Origin of the sequence: Bradyrhizobium sp. BR 1432 (assembly GCF_051547705.1) — a bacterium.
GTDB classification, from domain to species: Bacteria; Pseudomonadota; Alphaproteobacteria; order Rhizobiales; family Xanthobacteraceae; genus Bradyrhizobium; species Bradyrhizobium zhanjiangense.
In genome coordinates this window covers 5,606,170-5,622,269 of sequence record NZ_JBPUGF010000003.1, presented here as the reverse complement: position 1 = coordinate 5,622,269, position 16,100 = coordinate 5,606,170, and the positions used below count along the sequence as shown (strand labels likewise).

Below are 16,100 nucleotides of genomic sequence, written 5' to 3'. Positions count from 1 at the left end.
TTTCGACCTCGCAGGGCTGCCCTGTCCGGGCTGAAAGCGTGAGGGATTACAAAGTTTTGCCTGGGAGGCGAGCATGGACGAAGGAACGGCCGAGACTGGTGCGGCGACGGGCGGTGTCAACATCCTGCTGCGGCTGGAGGGCCTCACCCTGTTCGCTGGCATGGTGATGCTCTACTGGGCGTGGGACGGCTCCTGGCTAGTGTTTGCCCTGCTCTTCCTCGTCCCCGACCTGAGCTTCCTGGCATACCTCTCCGACGCCAAATTCGGCGCACTGGCCTACAATGCCGCCCACAGCTACATGGCGCCGGTGTCGCTGCTGACACTTGGCTTCGGCCTCGCCTCGCCTTTGACCCTGTCCATCGCCTTGATCTGGCTCGCCCATATCGGCATCGACCGGGCGCTCGGCTATGGCCTGAAATATTCCGCGGGGTTCGGCTTCACCCATCTGGGGCGGATCGGCCGGCAGAAGGACGCCTGACCCGCGCGCGGCCTGCAAATTTGGTGGTCCGGCCCGGTTGACCAGGCCAGCCGATTCAGGCTTGCTTCAAGCTCACGATCAGGCGCCGAATGTTGCGTGAGCCCAGTCGGTACGGCGGCGGTCATTACGCCTTGGCTCGAGCATCACGCAAGCATCACTGAGATGTCCGCGACGGTCGTCCCCCTGCCGCCGAACTCATCGTCGGAGACCATCGACTTCCTGCGGCGGATGGCCAGCATGGTGTCGGGGCGGAACGGCGAGATGCTGCTGCGTGCCGCAAGCCTGATCGTATCGCTGGCGCAGCGGGCGATGTCGGCCGAGCGGCTCTATCACGAGCAGCAGGTCGAAAGCGCAACACCGAGCTGCGCGAGGCCGCGGAGCTTGCTCGCGATGCCATGGTGAGCCAGATCGCAGCGCTGCGGGCACAGCTCGCCGAGGTCACCGCGGAGGCCGCAGCCGAGCGAGCCGCCTTCAATGCCGAGCGCGGCAAGCTGCTTGGCCTGATGCAAGATGCCGAGAGCCATATCGGCAAGCTCAGCACGGAGCTCGACACGCTGCGCGCCTCTGTCGACAGTTTCAACGAGACCGTGGTCCGTGCCGATCGAGGTGCTGCGGCTGGCGCGGACGCAGTTCGATTATCTCTCGAACGGCTTTGCCAGACGCGGCGACGTGATCTCGCAGGCGATGAGCGAGATCGGCGGCTTTGCGATCGACCAGGCGCTGACGGCGAAGAAAACGGCCGATCCCGCCTGAGAGCTGCCGCACGCCAAATTGACAGCGCGCGGGCCTGTTGTTCTACTCGATCAAAATCACAAGGGGGGACCCGATGCCGACGGCATTCCGCGTCGCTATGGCGCTTTGCATTTCAACTCTGTTCGTCGGCATTGGCGCCAACGCACAATCCCTCCCTAAGGAAGTCGCCACGCGCGCCGAGATCTATCCGATCTCCTCGCTCACCCTCTCCGACCAGCAATTCCTCAGCGGCGATGCGGCGGCCGGCAAGCCGGTGACGGTCGCGGGCGAACTCCGCGTGGCCCAGGGTACCGGCAAGCTTCCCGTGGTGGTGCTGATGCACGGCTCCAGCGGTGTCGGCGCCACCACGGAAGCCTGGGTGCACACGCTCAATGCCATGGGCGTCTCCACCTTCGTGATCGACGGTTTTACGGGGCGCGGCCTCACGGTGGTCGGGCCGAACCAGGCCTTGCTCGGCCGGCTCAATCTGATCGTCGACATCTACCGCTCGCTGGAGATCCTGGCGAAGCATCCCCGCGTCGACCCTGATCGCATCGTGCTGATGGGCTTTTCACGCGGCGGACAGGCGACGCTGTATGCGAGCCTCGAGCGCTTCCACAAGCTCTGGAACAAGTCCGGTATCCAGTTCGCGGCTTACATCCCGTTCTATCCGGACTGTTCGACGACGTATCAGAGCGATGCCGAGGTCGCCGCGCGCCCGATCCGCATCTTCCACGGCGCACCCGACGACTACAATCCCGTGAAGAGCTGCAAGGCCTTTGTCGAACGGCTCAAAGCGGCCGGGCGCGACGTGTCGCTGACCGAATATCCTGATAGCGCGCACGGATTCGATAGCGGCCTGCTCGGCCTCAACACCGTCGCCGTGTCCGCGAACGCGCAAACCGTGCGCAACTGCCGCATCAAGGAAGGTGACGGCGGCGTGCTGATGAACGGCGATACCAACGCGCCCTTCTCCTACAAGGACGGCTGTGTCGAGCTCAATCCGCATGTCGGCGGCAATCCGAAGACAGCCGCTGAAGCGCGCAAGGCCGTGGAGGAGTTTTTGCAGGTGCTGTTCAAGCTGGGTTGAGACTGTTTGCTCCGCCCCAGCTCTCGTAGCAACCATTAGAATGGCTCGTCTGCGCCTGCCATGATGACGCCGTGCTCGCGTCCGTCAAGGCGTGGCCTGGCAACAGACCATGTGAGGTTCGAGCGAGCGACGGCCATCCTTGACGGACGCTGCGCGCGACGTCATGAGGGGCCGTAGGTCGGGACGAAGAAGCGCGTCCCGGTCGAACTAAGAAGCAGAAAGTGATCCTACCGGCGGTTCGCCGCACCACGGCGTACCGCGGGCCACCACCGTGTTGGCGAAGATCAGCATCTTCCTGGCGCAGGCAACGAGCGCGCGCTTGTGTTCCTTTCCGGCTGCGGTCAGCCTCTGGTAGAGCTGGATGAGCTGCGGGTTCCATCGAAACGATGCAGCCAGTGAAGCCGTATAAAGGGCGCGACGCAGCCGCTTGCGTCCGCCCTCGATATGCCGCACCCCGACCTGGTCGCCGCTGTCGTTGTCATAGGGCGCCAGCCCGGCGAGAGCGACAGCTTGCTCCCGCGTGATCCGGCCGATCTCTGGCAGACGCACCAGGATGGCAACGGCGGTCGGCAGCCCGATGCCGTCGACGCTGTTGATCAGCGCAAGCCTCTTGGCAAGGTCGGGATGCTCGCGGAGCGAGGCGACCAGAGCCTTGAGTGCGGCCCTCTCACGTTGCTCCAGACGAGCGATATCCTCCTGCCAGAGCTGGTTAATCGCCACATTACGGCAGCTCTCGATCCTGTTCTTGAGGCGCGCAATATCCTCGCCGATCTGATCGATCATGGTCAGTTGCTCGGCGAATGGCAGCAACCGAGGATCGGGAGCGGCATGGATCTTCCGCACCGCTGCGGTGCAAGCTGCGATAAGGGCGGCATCGATCTTATCGTTCTTGGCTCGCTGCAAGTGGAATTTGGCATAGCCCCGGACCTGAGCCGGCTGAAACACCACAACCACAAACCCCTTGCGTCGCAGTTCGGCGACGACAGGCTGTTCGTAACCGCCACTCGCCTCGATGCCGATGCGTTTGACGCGCTGCTGTCGCAGCCACGTCAGCAAAGCCTCATGGCCTTCCGCCGTGTTCTTCACCTGCAACTGCTCGCCGCGGCCCTCGATCGCCACATCGAGCTTCCGTTTGCCGGTATCGATCCCGGCACAGATCGTGCTATGCTTGGCCATCTTCGTCGATCCCTCCCTTGTTATGCGAACCTTAAGTTCGTTCGACCATTCGGGTCCCGATGAAGTGCCGATCGCGATCTCGCTACGTCAGACAGCCCTCAAGGCTTCGGTGGGTACCGATCCGATCGAACGGCGACCCAGCTCGGGCGGCTACCCGGGCTGGGCCATTCCTCACGGAACGGTTCAATATAACCGATCAGGCTAATACAAGGGTGGGCAAAGCGGAGCGTGCCCACCAATCACAGATCATGACACGGAGAGAAGGTGGGCACGGCGCTGCGCGCCTTTGCCCACCCTACAGTAGCGCAGTTTGTCGCCGGCTCCTTGCAATAACGAGTCCTACGGCTCACCCCGCTTGAACGGCTCCTCCTTCCCCGGCGGCACCGTCTCTTCGGCCATCGCCAGCAGCATGGCGACCATCACGTAATTGCCGGCGACTGCGGTGAGGTCGACGATCTGCTGGTCGTTAAACACCTTCTTCGCGCGCGCGTAAGTCTCGTCGGTGACCTTCTTGGTGGTGGTGAGCTCGGTGACGAAATCGTAGACCACCGCCTCGTCATCGGCCATCTTCGAGGGCCGCTTGTTGGCCTTCAGCTCTGCGATGATGTCGGCCGACAGGCCCGCCTTCGCCGCCAGCGGCGCGTGTGCGTACCATTCCACCTGCGAGCGCCACTGCCGCCCGATGATCAGGATCGCGAACTCGTTGAGCTTGACCGGGACCGAGGTCTCCCAGCGCAGGTAGTGGAACAGGTCGAACAGGCGCTGGCCGAGCACGGGACTGCGGATCATCGGATTGTAGGGCCCGCCGATGCCGACGCTCGACACCTTCATGATCTGTTCGCCGAGCGGCTTTTGCCTGGCGTCCAGCTGATCCATGGTGAGCTGCGGAAAGCGTGGCTCCTTGCTGGTGGCGGGGCCGGCGAACATCGTGGCGCCGAGCCAGCCGGCAGCTGCCGCAAGCGTGAGCGACGACAGCCAGAGCGGCGTTGAGTTCATTGTTATCCTCCCGGTTTTTCCTTGGCGGGAGGATGCTAGTTGAGCGGCGCCAGCGCGGTAGCGCTAGATCGCGCCAATCTCGGCAAGGCAGGCTTGCGTCAGCGGCATGCGCTCACTGATGAGACGCGGCTCGCGGCAGTCCATGTTGAGTGCGAACACGGTGTGGGCCCCGCCCTTCTCGGCCCAGCCGACCATCCAGCCGAGTGAGGGCTCGCCGCGTTCGGCGCCCAAGAGGCCCGACTTGGCGCGGATCATGCTATCGCCGACCTTGGTCACCGGCAGGATGTCGCAGACGAGATCCTGGCTCCGCTTGCTGATCGGCAAAGCACGGCGGCGCAGCCGGTCGACGAAGTCGACCTGCTCGACCGGATCGATGCGCAAATTCCCGGTGAGCCAGAATTGATCGATGCCGCCGCCGATGTCACGGTTGCCGTAGTCGAACTCGTCGACATATTTCTGCATGCGCTCCTGGCCGATGCGGCGCGCGATCTCCTGATAGACCGGCACCGCGCTGACCGCGATCGCACTGCGTAGTGTGTGATCCTTGTTCCAAGCCTCGATCGGCCGCTTCACGCCGTCCCAGGGAAATACGTCCTTGTCGGGGGCAGCGACAACGCCGGTCTCGAGCGCAATCAACGAGTTTGGAATCTTGAAGGTCGAGGCCGGCAGCTTCCCCTCGCCCGAGCGCTCCTTGTCGCTGGCGACGATCAGATAGTCCTCGACCTTGTAGCCGACGAAGGTGCCTGATGTGCCGAGATCGGTGAAGCGTTTGGCCAAGCTGTCGCGGATTTCGTTGCGCGGCGGGGCGACATGAGCGAGTGCGCGTGACGGCAGGGTGACGGCTGCGGCAAGCAGGCCAAGGGTGGAACGACGGGTCAGCAAGATTGGTATCCGATGATGATGAGAGTGGCCGCGACAATGCCGCCAATATCTGGTGAAACGATGACAGGTAGTGTTTACCGCCCCCGGCCGGACAGCCGCAGCACGAACACCAGCACTTCGGCGACGGCCTTGTAGAGATCCGGCGGGATCTCCTCGCCGAGCTCGACCTTGGAGAGTGCGCCGGCCAAAACCTCGTTCTCCTCGATCGGAATGTCATGGGCCTTGGCGATCTCGACGATCTTTTCACCGATCGTGCCCTTGCCCTTGGCGATGACGACCGGGGCGTTGGTGCCCTTCTCGTAATGCAGGGCAATCGCGAGCTTGGATGGATCGCTCATGTGGCGCGATCCAGGAAATGGCCGGCGCGAGCCTGTGTGGCCTGCGGCGGGGTGCCGTCGCGCACCACGATATCACCGGGCTTGAGCTCAGCTCTGGACAATGCCTGGCTGAGCTCACCGACGCCGGCGCGGAGCTGCTGCGCGGTCGCCGGCCGCTCCGCCCACATCCGCACGAAGGTCTTGTCGCCGCTCAGCGTGACCAGCGCATGCACCGGGCCGGCCGGCTCGACATTCAGCGTGAAGCGCGCGCGCCAGGCGCGCGTGGCGGGATCGGCGGATTCGTTGCCGCCATCGCGCGAGATCTCGAACTGCGCCATCGCGGTGCCCTGTGGGGTTGCGAAGGGAATCTCGAAATTCCATTGCGGCACGGCCGGGTCGATGCGGTGGCCGCTGGCATCAGCGCGATCGGGGAGCGAGGCGACCTGGAGCAAGGTCTGCCGCGCGATCGCGGCATCGGTGTCGTCGAGCAGGCGGTGCACGGTGGCGGCCAGCGGCGTATCGGGCGCGAGCGATGGCGAAGCGATGGATTGGGGCGCCGGCAATGCGCCACGGAATGGCGGCGGTGTGGTCGCGTGGGTGGCCGCCTCGAAGATGTGGCCATCGGGCACGGCCTTGTTGGAGCCGGGCACGTTGCCGATGATCCGCGGCAGGTTTTGCGTCATCTCCTGCAAGAGGCTGGCGGCAAGGCCGGCGGTCATGGTCCGCGGCATCGCCATTTGTGGCGCGCCGGCAGCCATGTCGGCGAGCACCGCGGCCGAGAAATTGGCATTGCGCGGCTGTTGCGCCGGTTGGGCGATGTCGGGGGCCATTGACGACAATGCGGCCTGCGCGGCCTCGGCTGCTGGCCGAGCCAACGCAGCGGCCAGCTGCGGCGCGCCCGCGACGCTGGCAGGCATGGCGGCGCCTTGCGTCTGGGGCGCGGTGGTTTCGAGCGTGGCCAGCGTCTGGCGCAGCACGAGCAGCGCCGCCTTCAGATCGGGCATTGCGCCGGACGACGGCATCGCGCCGGCAGCCAGCGAGGCCTCGAGGAACAGGCCGGACTTTTGGAAGGCAGTCTCGATATCGCCACCATCGAGCCGGGCGTTGAGCGGCGTCTGCTGCGCCAGCACGTCCAGCACGGCCTGCTTCAGTCCCGCTGGCAAATCGCTGCCGGTGACGACCGCGGCGAGATTGGCGAACAGCGGCGCCTGGCTGCCTTGCCTAGTCACGGCCTCGGCGGACGCCACGGTGACGGCGACTTGCTCCAGCGGGGTCAGCGTATTGCGCGCCGCGCTCGAGGACGGCGCGAGCGGCGGGCTCTCCACCAGCGAGGCCGCAGCCGGCGCCAGCGTAATCTGATCGGACGCCGCCCCGCCTGTCCCGCCGACGACGGCGAGCCGGATGGTGCCGTCGTTCTGCGACACCGCGAGCTGGAGATTCTGCCCGGTGTCAGCGCCACTTCCGACATCACGTCCATCGAGAGGTTCGCGATCGCGATCCGCACCATATTGTCGGCGAGCACGCTGACCACTTTGGCGTCGACGACGCTGCCGGCCTGCAACACGAGATCGGGCGTCGTCGCATCAGCCACAGAGCTGGCAGCACTGACCGGAAGGATCGAGCTTATCGGCGTCGGCATCTCGGAGGGCCCAGGGAATGCTAGCGCCACCCTAAGGCCGCCGTCGTAAACCTCTCGTTAAGGACCTTTGGCCGTTTGCGGCTTTACCGCCGCCAAAACCGTCACGGCGGCCTCGAAATCCCGGAGGCGCGTGGCCCGGCGAGCGGCCGCTTCCTCGTCCACGCCCCATTGGTCGATGTTCCAGTCCTCATCGACATGGGCGGCGGCCCAGACCTGGCCAGCATCGCGCACGCCATGGGCCAGCGCCAGCGCGAGCAGCGCCGAGCCGGTCAGGGTGGTCACCACATGGAGCGCGGCGACCGACCAGGCATCTCCAGGGAGGGCGGCGCGCGCGGCCCTGACCGCCTCGTCCAGCTGCTTCACATGCATGATGCCCTCGGACAGGATGAAATGCGCGCCCAGCGTCTCCGCGGCCCAGAACAGCACGGGGTCCCACTGTGCGGCCTCGCGGGCGACCAGCCCTTCGGGGTGGCCGGCGCGATAGAACAACAGGTCGGTCTCGAAATACTTTGCGAGATCGTCGCTGACGAGTTCGACGTGGTCGACGACGCCCTCGACTACGCTGTTGGCGATCCGCGTCAGCGGCATGGTCACGGGATCGATCGTCTCGCCCTGCGCCGCCCATTCTGCAGCAACTGCATCGGCGAGTGCGCGCGAGGGGATCACCACCTGGCGGCCGGAGGGGGTGCGGATCGGCTTGCCGTCGAGGGCGATGGCGAAGTCGCCCTCGACCTCGACTGCGCCGGCCTCCTTGTAGAATCGCTTGCGCGGGGGCGTGCGCGTGGAGGCGCGCGCCGATTCGCGCGGATCCGGCGGGGGTTGCCCCGCAGCTTCTTCAAACAATTCGCGCATGTTGAGTCTTCGGTCCCGGTCGCTGAATGCTAAGCTTTCAAGATAAGAGCGGCGGCCGATAAAGCGAGTGGCAGGCATAAGGGAACTTGCGGGCATTGCGGCCCTGTTCGCCGGGCTTTGGCTGGCTGCGGCGCCGAGCCCTACTCCTCCGGCGCGTTCTCGATCGGATCAAACCGGCTTGCATCGAGCCCGAGCAGATTCCACGATTGCTGCATATGCGGCGGCAGCGGCGCGGTGGCGTCGATCACGCCGCCGCGTGGATGCGGGATGACGATGCGGCGCGCGAGCAGATGCAGCCGGTTTTGCAGGCCGCCCGGCAGCTCCCAGTTCTCGATGTTGAAATATTTGGGATCGCCGATGATGGGATGGCCGATATGGGCCATGTGGGCGCGCAGCTGATGGGTGCGGCCCGTCACGGGCTTCAGCGACACCCAGGTCAGCTTGTTGCCGGCGGTCTCGACCATCGCATAGTACGTCACCGCGTGGCTGGCGCCCTCGTCGCCATGCTGGGCGATGCGCATGATGGTGTCGTCCTCGCCCTCCTCCTTCGCGAGGAAGGTCGAGATGCGGCCCTGCTTCGGTTTCGGCAGGCCCGGCACCAATGCCCAGTAGACCTTTCGCGCCGAGCGCGAGCGGAACGCGCCGGTCAAATGCGAGGCGGCAAAGCGTGTCTTGGCGATCAGGAGACAGCCCGACGTCTCCCTGTCGATACGGTGCACGAGGCGCGGCTTCTGGCCCTTGGAATCGCGCATCACCTCCAGCATCTGGTCGATGTGGCGCGTCATGCCCGAGCCGCCCTGCACGGCAAGGCCGGCGGGCTTGTTGAGGACGAGCACGTCGTCGTCTTCCCAGATGGTCATCTCCTTCAGCGCGGCAAGCGTTTTCTGCGCGGCTTCCGACAGCGGGCCGGACGTCTTCGGCGTGTCGAGCTTCAGCGGCGGAATGCGGACGCTTTGCCCCGCCTCCAGGCGGTCCTTGCTGTCGACGCGCTTGCCGTCGACGCGCAGCTCGCCTTTGCGCACGACGCGCTGGATGTGGGAGAATGAGAGGCCAGGAAAGCGCGCTTCGAGGAAGCGATCGACGCGCATGTTGTTCTCGTCCGCCGTCACGGTGACGGTCTGCACCTTGGTCGGCAGCAATGCCTCAACGGGCTTTTCCCGCGCAGGCTTTTCCATGGCGGCCTTGGGCGCACGCCGCTCGGCGCGCTCGCCCGCAAAGCGCGGCGGCTTGCTACCTGTCTTGCTACCTGGCTTGCCGCCCGGCCGCGGCCCCGCCTTCTGCGCGCTGCGCGCCTTCAATGGACGCGCGTCATCGCGCTCGTCACGCGAACGGGGCTTTGGGTTCATTCTCTTGATGCGGCGGCTCATGGCTGCCTGCCTAGCCCAAAAGTGCCGTTTCGTCACGACGAAATGGCGATTTGGCCTCAGCCGCCCCGCTCCTTCCGCAGCTTGGCCCAGTAATCCAGCCGCTTCCTGATCTCGCGCTCGAAACCGCGCTCGGGCGGGTCGTAAAAGGTCTGGCGGCCGAGGGCTTCCGGGAAATAGTCCTGGCCTGAAAAGGCATCCGGCGCGTCGTGGTCGTATTCGTAGCCGGAGCCGTAGCCTTCGGACTTCATCAGCTTGGTCGGGGAATTCAGGATGTGCTTGGGCGGCAGCAGCGAGCCGGCCTGTTTGGCCACCTGCATCGCCGTGCCGAAGGCGGTATAGACCGCGTTCGATTTCGGCGCGGTGGCGAGATAGACCACGGCCTGCGCGATCGCGAGCTCGCCCTCTGGGTGCCCAGAAAGTCGAAAGCATCCTTGGCGGCGTTGGCGATGACGAGCGCCTGCGGATCGGCAAGTCCGATGTCCTCCACCGCCATGCGCACGACGCGGCGGGCCAGGAACAACGGATCCTCGCCGGCATCGAGCATGCGCGCGAGGTAATACAGCGCGGCATCGGGATCGGAGCCGCGCACCGATTTATGCAGCGCCGAGATCAGGTTGTAATGGCCGTCGGCCGACTTGTCGTAGATCGGGGCGCGGCGTTGCAAAATCTCCTGCAACTGCGCGGCGTTGAAGATTTCGTCCTTGCGCGCGGCGCGCCAGACTTCCTCGGCGAGCGTCAGCGAGGCGCGGCCGTCGCCGTCGGCCATGCGCACCAGCATCGCGCGCGCCTCGGCATCGAGCGGCAGCTTGCGACCCTCGACCTCCTCGGCATGCGCGAACAGCTTTTCGATCGCGGCCGCGTCGAGCGAGCGAAACACCAGCACCCGCGCGCGCGACAGAAGCGCCGCATTGAGCTCGAACGACGGATTCTCGGTGGTGGCGCCGACCATGACCACCGTGCCGTCTTCCATCACGGGCAGAGAACGAATCCTGCTGGGCGCGATTGAAGCGATGCACCTCATCGACGAACAGCAGCGTGCCCTTACCCATCTCGCGGCGGGCCCGCGCGGCATCGAACGCCTTCTTCAAATCGGCGACGCCGGAGAACACCGCAGAAATCTGCTCGAAATGCAGATCGGTCGCATCCGCCAACAGCCGCGCCACCGTGGTCTTGCCGGTGCCGGGCGGGCCCCAGAAGATGAGCGAGCCGAGGGTACGCGTCTCCAGCATGCGCGTCAGCGCACCGTCGGGACCGAGGATGTGGTCCTGGCCTACGACCTCCGACAAGGCGCGCGGGCGCAGCCGGTCCGGCAGCGGATGCGGGGCGTCGTGATCGAGCCCCGCCGCGGCGAAGAGGGTTGGCGTCTCCTGTGGTCGCTTCGAACTCATCCGCCCAGCGTGACGTTGATCTGCTGGCCGCCGCGCACCAGCGTGATGCGCCAGATCCGGGGCCGTTCACCCGCGGCCTTCTCGAGGTCGCCGGTCTTGCTGATCTTCTGATTGTTGACCGCCAGGATGACGTCGCCTTTCTGGAAGCCGACACTTGCGGCCGCGGTATCGCCACCGATATCGGTGATCACGACGCCGTCGGTATCGGCATCCAGATGCAGCTCGTCGGCGACGGCCGGCGTGATGGTCGAGACCTTCGCGCCCTGGAACGGCGAGCGCGCGGTGACGACGAGCTCGTTGCGGCCGGCATCGGGCGCGGTCTCCAGCGCCACCGTCAGCTTGACCGGCTTGCTGCCGCGCTGCACGTCGATCTGCGCGGTGCCGCCGAGCGGACGGGTCGCGAAGCGGTAATCGAAGGCGTTGGGATCATCCACGGTCTGGCCGTCGATCCCGGTGATGAGGTCGGAGGATTTCAGGCCGGCCTTCGCCGCGGGGCCGTTCGGCACCACGCTTGCGACCAGCGCACCGGTCGGCGAGCGCAGGCCGAGACTTCTCGGCGATCTCGGGCGTCACCGCCTGCAACCTCGCCCCCAACCACGGCCGCTTCACCGCTTTGCCGCCGCTCTTGGCGGAAGCGACCACGACGCGCACCATGTTGGCGGGAATGGCAAAGCCAATTCCTTGCGAGCCGCCGGAGCGCGAATAGATCGCGGTATTGATGCCGGCGAGCCTGCCGCTCATGTCGACCAAGGCGCCGCCGGAATTGCCGGGATTGATCGCCGCATCGGTCTGGATGAAGAACTGGTAGTCGGTGATGCCGACCTGCGTCCGCGCCAGCGCCGAGATGATGCCGTGGGTCACGGTCTGGCCGACGCCGAAGGGATTGCCGATCGCGAGCACGACGTCACCGACCAGCAATTCGTCGGAATTGGTGAAGTCGAGGGTCGGGAATTTCTCCTTGGTGTCCTTCAGGCGGAGCACGGCGAGATCGGTGCGGGAATCCTTCAGCAGGATCTCGGCCTCGAACTCGCGCTTGTCCGACAATGACACTTTCACCTGGTCCGCGCCCTCGATCACATGGACGTTGGTGACGACGAGGCCGGAGGCATCGATGATGACGCCGGAGCCGAGCGAACGCTGCATCTGCTCGGGCTGCTGGCCCGGCACGCCGAAGAAGCGGCGGAAAATGGGATCGTCGAGCAGCGGATTACGGTTCTGCACCACCTTGGCGGCATAGACGTTGACGACGGCCGGCTGCACACGCTGCACGATCGGTGCATAGGACAGCCGCAACTCGGCCGGCGACGACGGGACCCGGCGGTCCTGCGCAGCAGTCGGATTGAAGTGGGCTGAGAACGCTATGCACAAGGCCGTGGCAACGGCGGTCCAGGTCGATCGAAACATTCCTACCTCTTGGAAAAGACGCCGGAATATAGGCGCGTTCGCCCGCCAATAGAAGGGCGCCAGGCGGCAATATTCAGCCCCTTTCCCGTGTGTCCGAGATGCAAGCACAGCGTGCGAATTGGCAATTTGCCGGAGCGGTGGATTGGCATGATGCGCGTCATCCAGCATTGTGGTGTCGAGCGGATTCGGTTGCGGCGAATTGGCATCAGTGGGAACCGCGCAACCGGGCGCAGCGTCGCGGGGCAGTCATCGATCACACCTAGGCTCTCCCGTTGCGACTTGGGGAAGTTCGTCAAACGATGGAGTCATGACGTGAGCAGGACAAGAATTGCAGCCACGGCGATCGGTCTCGCCGGCGCGCTGGCGGCCTCGCAGGCCCAGGCCCAATCGGCAAGCAGCAGCGAGCAGGAGATCGCGCTGCTGAAGCAGCAATTGAAGATGCTGGAGCAGAAGCTCGACAAGCTCCAGAGCCAGACCGCGGCGAATACGGCGGCCACGGCGAAAGCCAGAGCCGAAGCGAAGGCTGAAGCCAAGGCCGAGGCGCGCTCGGAGGCAAAGGCCGCGGTTGCCAACGCCAATGCGGCGATCCCGGTCAAGGGACCGACGCCGGCCTCCGGCGTCGTCGTGACGATGCCGAACAACCGGCCAACCATCTGCACCGCCGACCAGGCGAACTGCATCGCCATCACCAGCCGTCTGCATTGGGATGTCGGCGGCTATGACTATCGTCCCGACACCGCGGCGACCGTGCCGCAGAAGCTCGACAGCGGCCAGAACGTTCGCCGCGCGCGCATCGGCGTCACCGGCAAGTTCTTCAACGACTGGAACTTCGCGCTGGTCTACGACTTCGGCGGCTCATCCGATGGATTTGGCGGCACCGCGCCGGGATCCCTTCCGGGCGGTGGCGTCTCCGGCGTCGAGAATGCCTATCTCAGCTATACCGGCTTAAAACCGTTCGGCGGACGGATGGCGATCGAGGCCGGCATCATGGACCTGCCCTACACCATGGACGAGGCCACGAGCTCCAACGACATCATGTTCATGGAGCGCGCCTCGCCCGGCGTGATCGCAACCAACATCGCCGCCGGCGATTTCCGCTCCGCGGCCGGTGCGCGCTGGTTCAACGACCAGCTCTGGATCGGCGGCTATGTCACGGGACCGTCGACCGGAGCGATCCACTCCGCCTCGAGTGCGGCGCCCGCCGGCACCAGCGAGCAATATGGCGCCGTGGCGCGCGTGGCCGGCAATCCGATCAGCGGCAAGGACTATTCGGTGCATATCGGCGCCGACGCGCAATGGCTGATCCAGCCGCCGCGCAACCTGATCGCCAACACGCAGACGGTCACGCTCAGCGATCGCCCGGAATTGCGTCTCGACCCGACCACGCTGATTTCCACCGGCGCCATCGCCAATGCCTCGGGCGCGCAGGTCTACAGCGTCGAGGCGGCGGCGACCTACGGACCGTTCATCGTCCAAGGCGAGTACTTCTGGTACAATGTCGATCGCACGGCCAATACCGGTGTGCCGCTGGTCGGCGCACCGAGCCTGAAATTCCAGGGCGGCTACGCCCAGGCGGGCTACGTGCTGACGGGCGAAGGCCGGACCTACAATGCGGCGAACGCCGCCTATAGCGGCGTCAAGCCGGCGCATCCGTTCTCGCTCGACGGTGGCGGCTGGGGCGCATGGGAGATCGCGGGACGCTTCTCGACGATCGATCTCAACAATCAGTTGGGAGCAGCGACCGGCATCGCCGGCGGCCGGCAGACCGTCTATACGCTCGCGCTGAACTGGTACGTCAACGGCAACGTCCGCTTCATGCTCGACTATCTGCACGGAACGGTATCGCGGCAGGCCTCGCCGATCTCGACCGCCGATGTCGGCTCGAAGTTCGACGCCGTCGCGATGCGCACGCAGTTCGCGTTCTAGGCTCTACACCTCTCCCATTGGGAGAGGTCGCGCCCAACGGGTCGCGCCAAAGGCGCGCCCGATGACAGGCTCCGGCGCGGGTGAGGCGTTACGCTCGATCGAGAATGCGCGTTCCTCACCCGAATTGCACTGGACGATGCTTGCGCATCGCCAGATGCAATTCGACCTCTCCCCGCTGAGGAGAGGTGAAGAACGACAGCGGCTTTCAATCAGTTACGCCGCCCGTTTCGGCTTCCTCACGACCACCGGCGCGGGCGCGCAGGACAGCCGCTGTTGGTGGCTTTCGCCCCAGGCCTTCAGGATATCGATCACGGGCTTGAGGCTCTCGCCGAGCTCGGAGAGGCAATACTCAACGCGCGGCGGCACCTCGGCATAGACCTTGCGGATGACGAGCTTGTCCTCCTCCAGCGCGCGAAGTTGTTTGGTCAGCATGCGCTGGGTGATGCCCGGCATCCGGCGGCGCAATTCGCCGAAGCGCTGGGTGCCGCTCTGGAGGTGGTAGAGGATCACGCCCTTCCATTTGCCGTCGATCAGGTCCAGCGTCGCCTCGACCGAGCAGCCCGGGCGCCGGGCAAAATTGCGCCGTTTCATGCGTGTTTTTCCAATAGTATCCAAACAGGGACTATATCCCCGAATTTACAGTACTTGCCAAATCGGGGCCAGAGCGACAGTTAGGATGGCGGGCGAACAAAGCCATCTGATGGAGACAAGCCATGAAGGCCGTCGGCTACAAGAAATCGCTTCCGATCGAGGACGCGGATTCACTGATCGATTTCGAGACCGCAAAACCCGAGCCCGGAGGGCGCGACATCCGCGTCGCCGTGAAAGCGATCTCGGCCAATCCGGTCGATTACAAGGTGCGCAAGCGCGCCGCCCCGCCCGAGGGCGAGATGAAGATCCTCGGCTATGACGCGGCCGGCGTGGTCGATGCCGTCGGCCCCGACGTCACGCTGTTCAAGCCGGGCGATGAGGTGTTTTACGCAGGCTCGATCCTGCGCCAGGGCACCAACTCGGAATACCACCTGGTCGACGAGCGCATCGTCGGCAACAAGCCGAAGCGCCTGTCGTTCGCGCAAGCGGCCGCCCTTCCCCTCACCTCCATCACCGCCTGGGAGCTGCTGTTCGACCGGCTGGGCGCGGTCCCCGGCAAGAGCGTCGATCCGCGCACGCTGCTGATCATCGGCGGCGCCGGCGGCGTCGGCTCGATCCTGATCCAGCTCGCGCGTCGTCTCACCGGGCTGACGGTGCTCGCGACCGCGACGCGGCCGGAATCGAAAAAATGGTGCCTTGATCTCGGCGCGCATGCGGTGATCGACCACGGTAAGCCGATGAAAGAGCAGATCGAGAAATTGAAGCTGCCGCCGGTCGCGCTGGTCGCGAGCCTCACCTTCACCGACCAGCACTACAAGGCGATCGCGGAGTTCATGGCACCGCAGGGCAAGTTCGGCCTGATCGACGATCCGCCGGAATTCGCCATGAGCACATTCAAGGGCAAGGCGATCTCGGTGCACTGGGAATTGATGTTCACGCGCTCCTCGTTCCAGACGCCCGACATGATCGCGCAGCATCATCTGCTCAATGACGTCGCCGACCTCATCGACAAGGGCGTGTTGCGCACCACGCTCGACCAGACCTTTGGCACGATCAACGCGGCCAACCTCAAGCGCGCGCATGCATTGCTCGAGAGCGGCAAGTCGCGCGGCAAGATCGTGCTGGAGGGGTGGTAGCAGCTACAATGTCGGTGCGTAGGGTGGGTTAGCCCTGCGACTGCGCGAAGCGCGGTTCGCAGGGCGTAACCCACCCCACCTCTTCTATCTCTGCGGAAACACCAGCGGTGGGTTACGCCTTCGGCT

11 protein-coding genes and 4 pseudogenes are annotated in these 16,100 nt (G+C 65.3%); 5 read left to right on the top strand and 10 right to left on the bottom strand.

From position 1 onward, the window contains the following. Positions 1-73: 73 nt before the first annotated feature. From ACSKB8_RS27080 to ACSKB8_RS27070, 3 genes and pseudogenes are all read left to right on the top strand, one after another. Positions 74-478 carry a DUF4260 domain-containing protein gene (locus ACSKB8_RS27080; RefSeq protein WP_438107549.1) on the top strand — a complete coding sequence of 135 codons (405 nt, stop codon included), beginning with the start codon at positions 74-76 and terminating at the stop codon, positions 476-478. 162 nt (positions 479-640) lie between these two features. Next, positions 641-1,231 (top strand): annotated as a pseudogene (locus ACSKB8_RS27075) (hypothetical protein). A 73-nt stretch (positions 1,232-1,304) separates the two neighbouring features. Further along, complete coding sequence (locus tag ACSKB8_RS27070; RefSeq protein ID WP_438107547.1) at positions 1,305-2,300, top strand: dienelactone hydrolase family protein; 996 nt, start codon at positions 1,305-1,307, stop codon at positions 2,298-2,300. Between the two features lie 207 nt (positions 2,301-2,507). On the opposite strand, the gene ACSKB8_RS27065 is transcribed toward ACSKB8_RS27070, so the two are convergent. The 9 genes and pseudogenes from ACSKB8_RS27065 to ACSKB8_RS27025 all read right to left on the bottom strand — a co-directional run bounded on the left by ACSKB8_RS27065 (position 2,508) and on the right by ACSKB8_RS27025 (position 12,321). Further along, positions 2,508-3,476, bottom strand: coding sequence for an IS110 family transposase (locus tag ACSKB8_RS27065; RefSeq protein WP_438107545.1), 969 nt, complete (start codon positions 3,474-3,476; stop codon positions 2,508-2,510). 339 nt (positions 3,477-3,815) lie between these two features. Next, entirely contained in the window at positions 3,816-4,472 is a 657-nt protein-coding gene (locus tag ACSKB8_RS27060; protein ID WP_438107543.1) for a carboxymuconolactone decarboxylase family protein, read from the bottom strand. Positions 4,473-4,535: 63 nt separating this feature from the next. Further along, entirely contained in the window at positions 4,536-5,354 is an 819-nt protein-coding gene (gene blaOXA, locus ACSKB8_RS27055) for a class D beta-lactamase (protein ID WP_438107541.1), read from the bottom strand. 74 nt (positions 5,355-5,428) lie between these two features. After that, positions 5,429-5,692: an EscU/YscU/HrcU family type III secretion system export apparatus switch protein gene (locus ACSKB8_RS27050; RefSeq protein WP_370985655.1), complete on the bottom strand. Its 264-nt coding sequence runs from the start codon at positions 5,690-5,692 to the stop codon at positions 5,429-5,431. Next, positions 5,689-7,310, bottom strand: a pseudogene (locus tag ACSKB8_RS27045) (flagellar hook-length control protein FliK). Before ACSKB8_RS27045 ends, ACSKB8_RS27050 begins: the two are co-directional and overlap by 4 nt. A 57-nt stretch (positions 7,311-7,367) precedes the next feature. Further along, on the bottom strand, positions 7,368-8,162 hold the full coding sequence (locus ACSKB8_RS27040; RefSeq protein WP_438107539.1) for an ATP12 family chaperone protein: 795 nt from the start codon (positions 8,160-8,162) through the stop codon (positions 7,368-7,370). A gap of 140 nt (positions 8,163-8,302) precedes the next feature. Further along, positions 8,303-9,529, bottom strand: coding sequence for an RluA family pseudouridine synthase (locus ACSKB8_RS27035; RefSeq protein ID WP_438107537.1), 1,227 nt, complete (start codon positions 9,527-9,529; stop codon positions 8,303-8,305). 56 nt (positions 9,530-9,585) lie between these two features. After that, positions 9,586-10,917: pseudogene (locus ACSKB8_RS27030) on the bottom strand (replication-associated recombination protein A). Then, positions 10,914-12,321 (bottom strand): annotated as a pseudogene (locus ACSKB8_RS27025) (DegQ family serine endoprotease). Before ACSKB8_RS27025 ends, ACSKB8_RS27030 begins: the two co-directional pseudogenes overlap by 4 nt. A 312-nt stretch (positions 12,322-12,633) precedes the next feature. Here ACSKB8_RS27025 and ACSKB8_RS27020 point away from each other — a divergent pair. Next, the gene (locus tag ACSKB8_RS27020; protein WP_438107535.1) at positions 12,634-14,247 is read left to right on the top strand and encodes an OprO/OprP family phosphate-selective porin; all 1,614 of its coding nucleotides are present in this window, start codon (positions 12,634-12,636) and stop codon (positions 14,245-14,247) included. Positions 14,248-14,460: 213 nt separating this feature from the next. Here ACSKB8_RS27020 and ACSKB8_RS27015 read toward each other — a convergent pair whose 3' ends face one another. Beyond that, positions 14,461-14,838: a winged helix-turn-helix transcriptional regulator gene (locus ACSKB8_RS27015; protein ID WP_438107533.1), complete on the bottom strand. Its 378-nt coding sequence runs from the start codon at positions 14,836-14,838 to the stop codon at positions 14,461-14,463. Positions 14,839-14,960: 122 nt separating this feature from the next. Here ACSKB8_RS27015 and ACSKB8_RS27010 point away from each other — a divergent pair, with 122 nt between their 5' ends. Next, positions 14,961-15,974, top strand: coding sequence for a zinc-binding alcohol dehydrogenase family protein (locus tag ACSKB8_RS27010; RefSeq protein WP_438107531.1), 1,014 nt, complete (start codon positions 14,961-14,963; stop codon positions 15,972-15,974). Positions 15,975-16,100: the final 126 nt, after the last annotated feature.

Coding starts and splice junctions, on each gene's coding strand:
- ACSKB8_RS27080 (WP_438107549.1), top strand. CDS start 74: ATGGACGAAGGAACGGCCGAGACTGGTGCGGCGACGGGCGGTGTCAAC.
- ACSKB8_RS27070 (WP_438107547.1), top strand. CDS start 1,305: ATGCCGACGGCATTCCGCGTCGCTATGGCGCTTTGCATTTCAACTCTG.
- ACSKB8_RS27065 (WP_438107545.1), bottom strand. CDS start 3,476: ATGGCCAAGCATAGCACGATCTGTGCCGGGATCGATACCGGCAAACGG.
- ACSKB8_RS27060 (WP_438107543.1), bottom strand. CDS start 4,472: ATGAACTCAACGCCGCTCTGGCTGTCGTCGCTCACGCTTGCGGCAGCT.
- ACSKB8_RS27050 (WP_370985655.1), bottom strand. CDS start 5,692: ATGAGCGATCCATCCAAGCTCGCGATTGCCCTGCATTACGAGAAGGGC.
- ACSKB8_RS27040 (WP_438107539.1), bottom strand. CDS start 8,162: ATGCGCGAATTGTTTGAAGAAGCTGCGGGGCAACCCCCGCCGGATCCG.
- ACSKB8_RS27035 (WP_438107537.1), bottom strand. CDS start 9,529: ATGAGCCGCCGCATCAAGAGAATGAACCCAAAGCCCCGTTCGCGTGAC.
- ACSKB8_RS27015 (WP_438107533.1), bottom strand. CDS start 14,838: ATGAAACGGCGCAATTTTGCCCGGCGCCCGGGCTGCTCGGTCGAGGCG.
- ACSKB8_RS27010 (WP_438107531.1), top strand. CDS start 14,961: ATGAAGGCCGTCGGCTACAAGAAATCGCTTCCGATCGAGGACGCGGAT.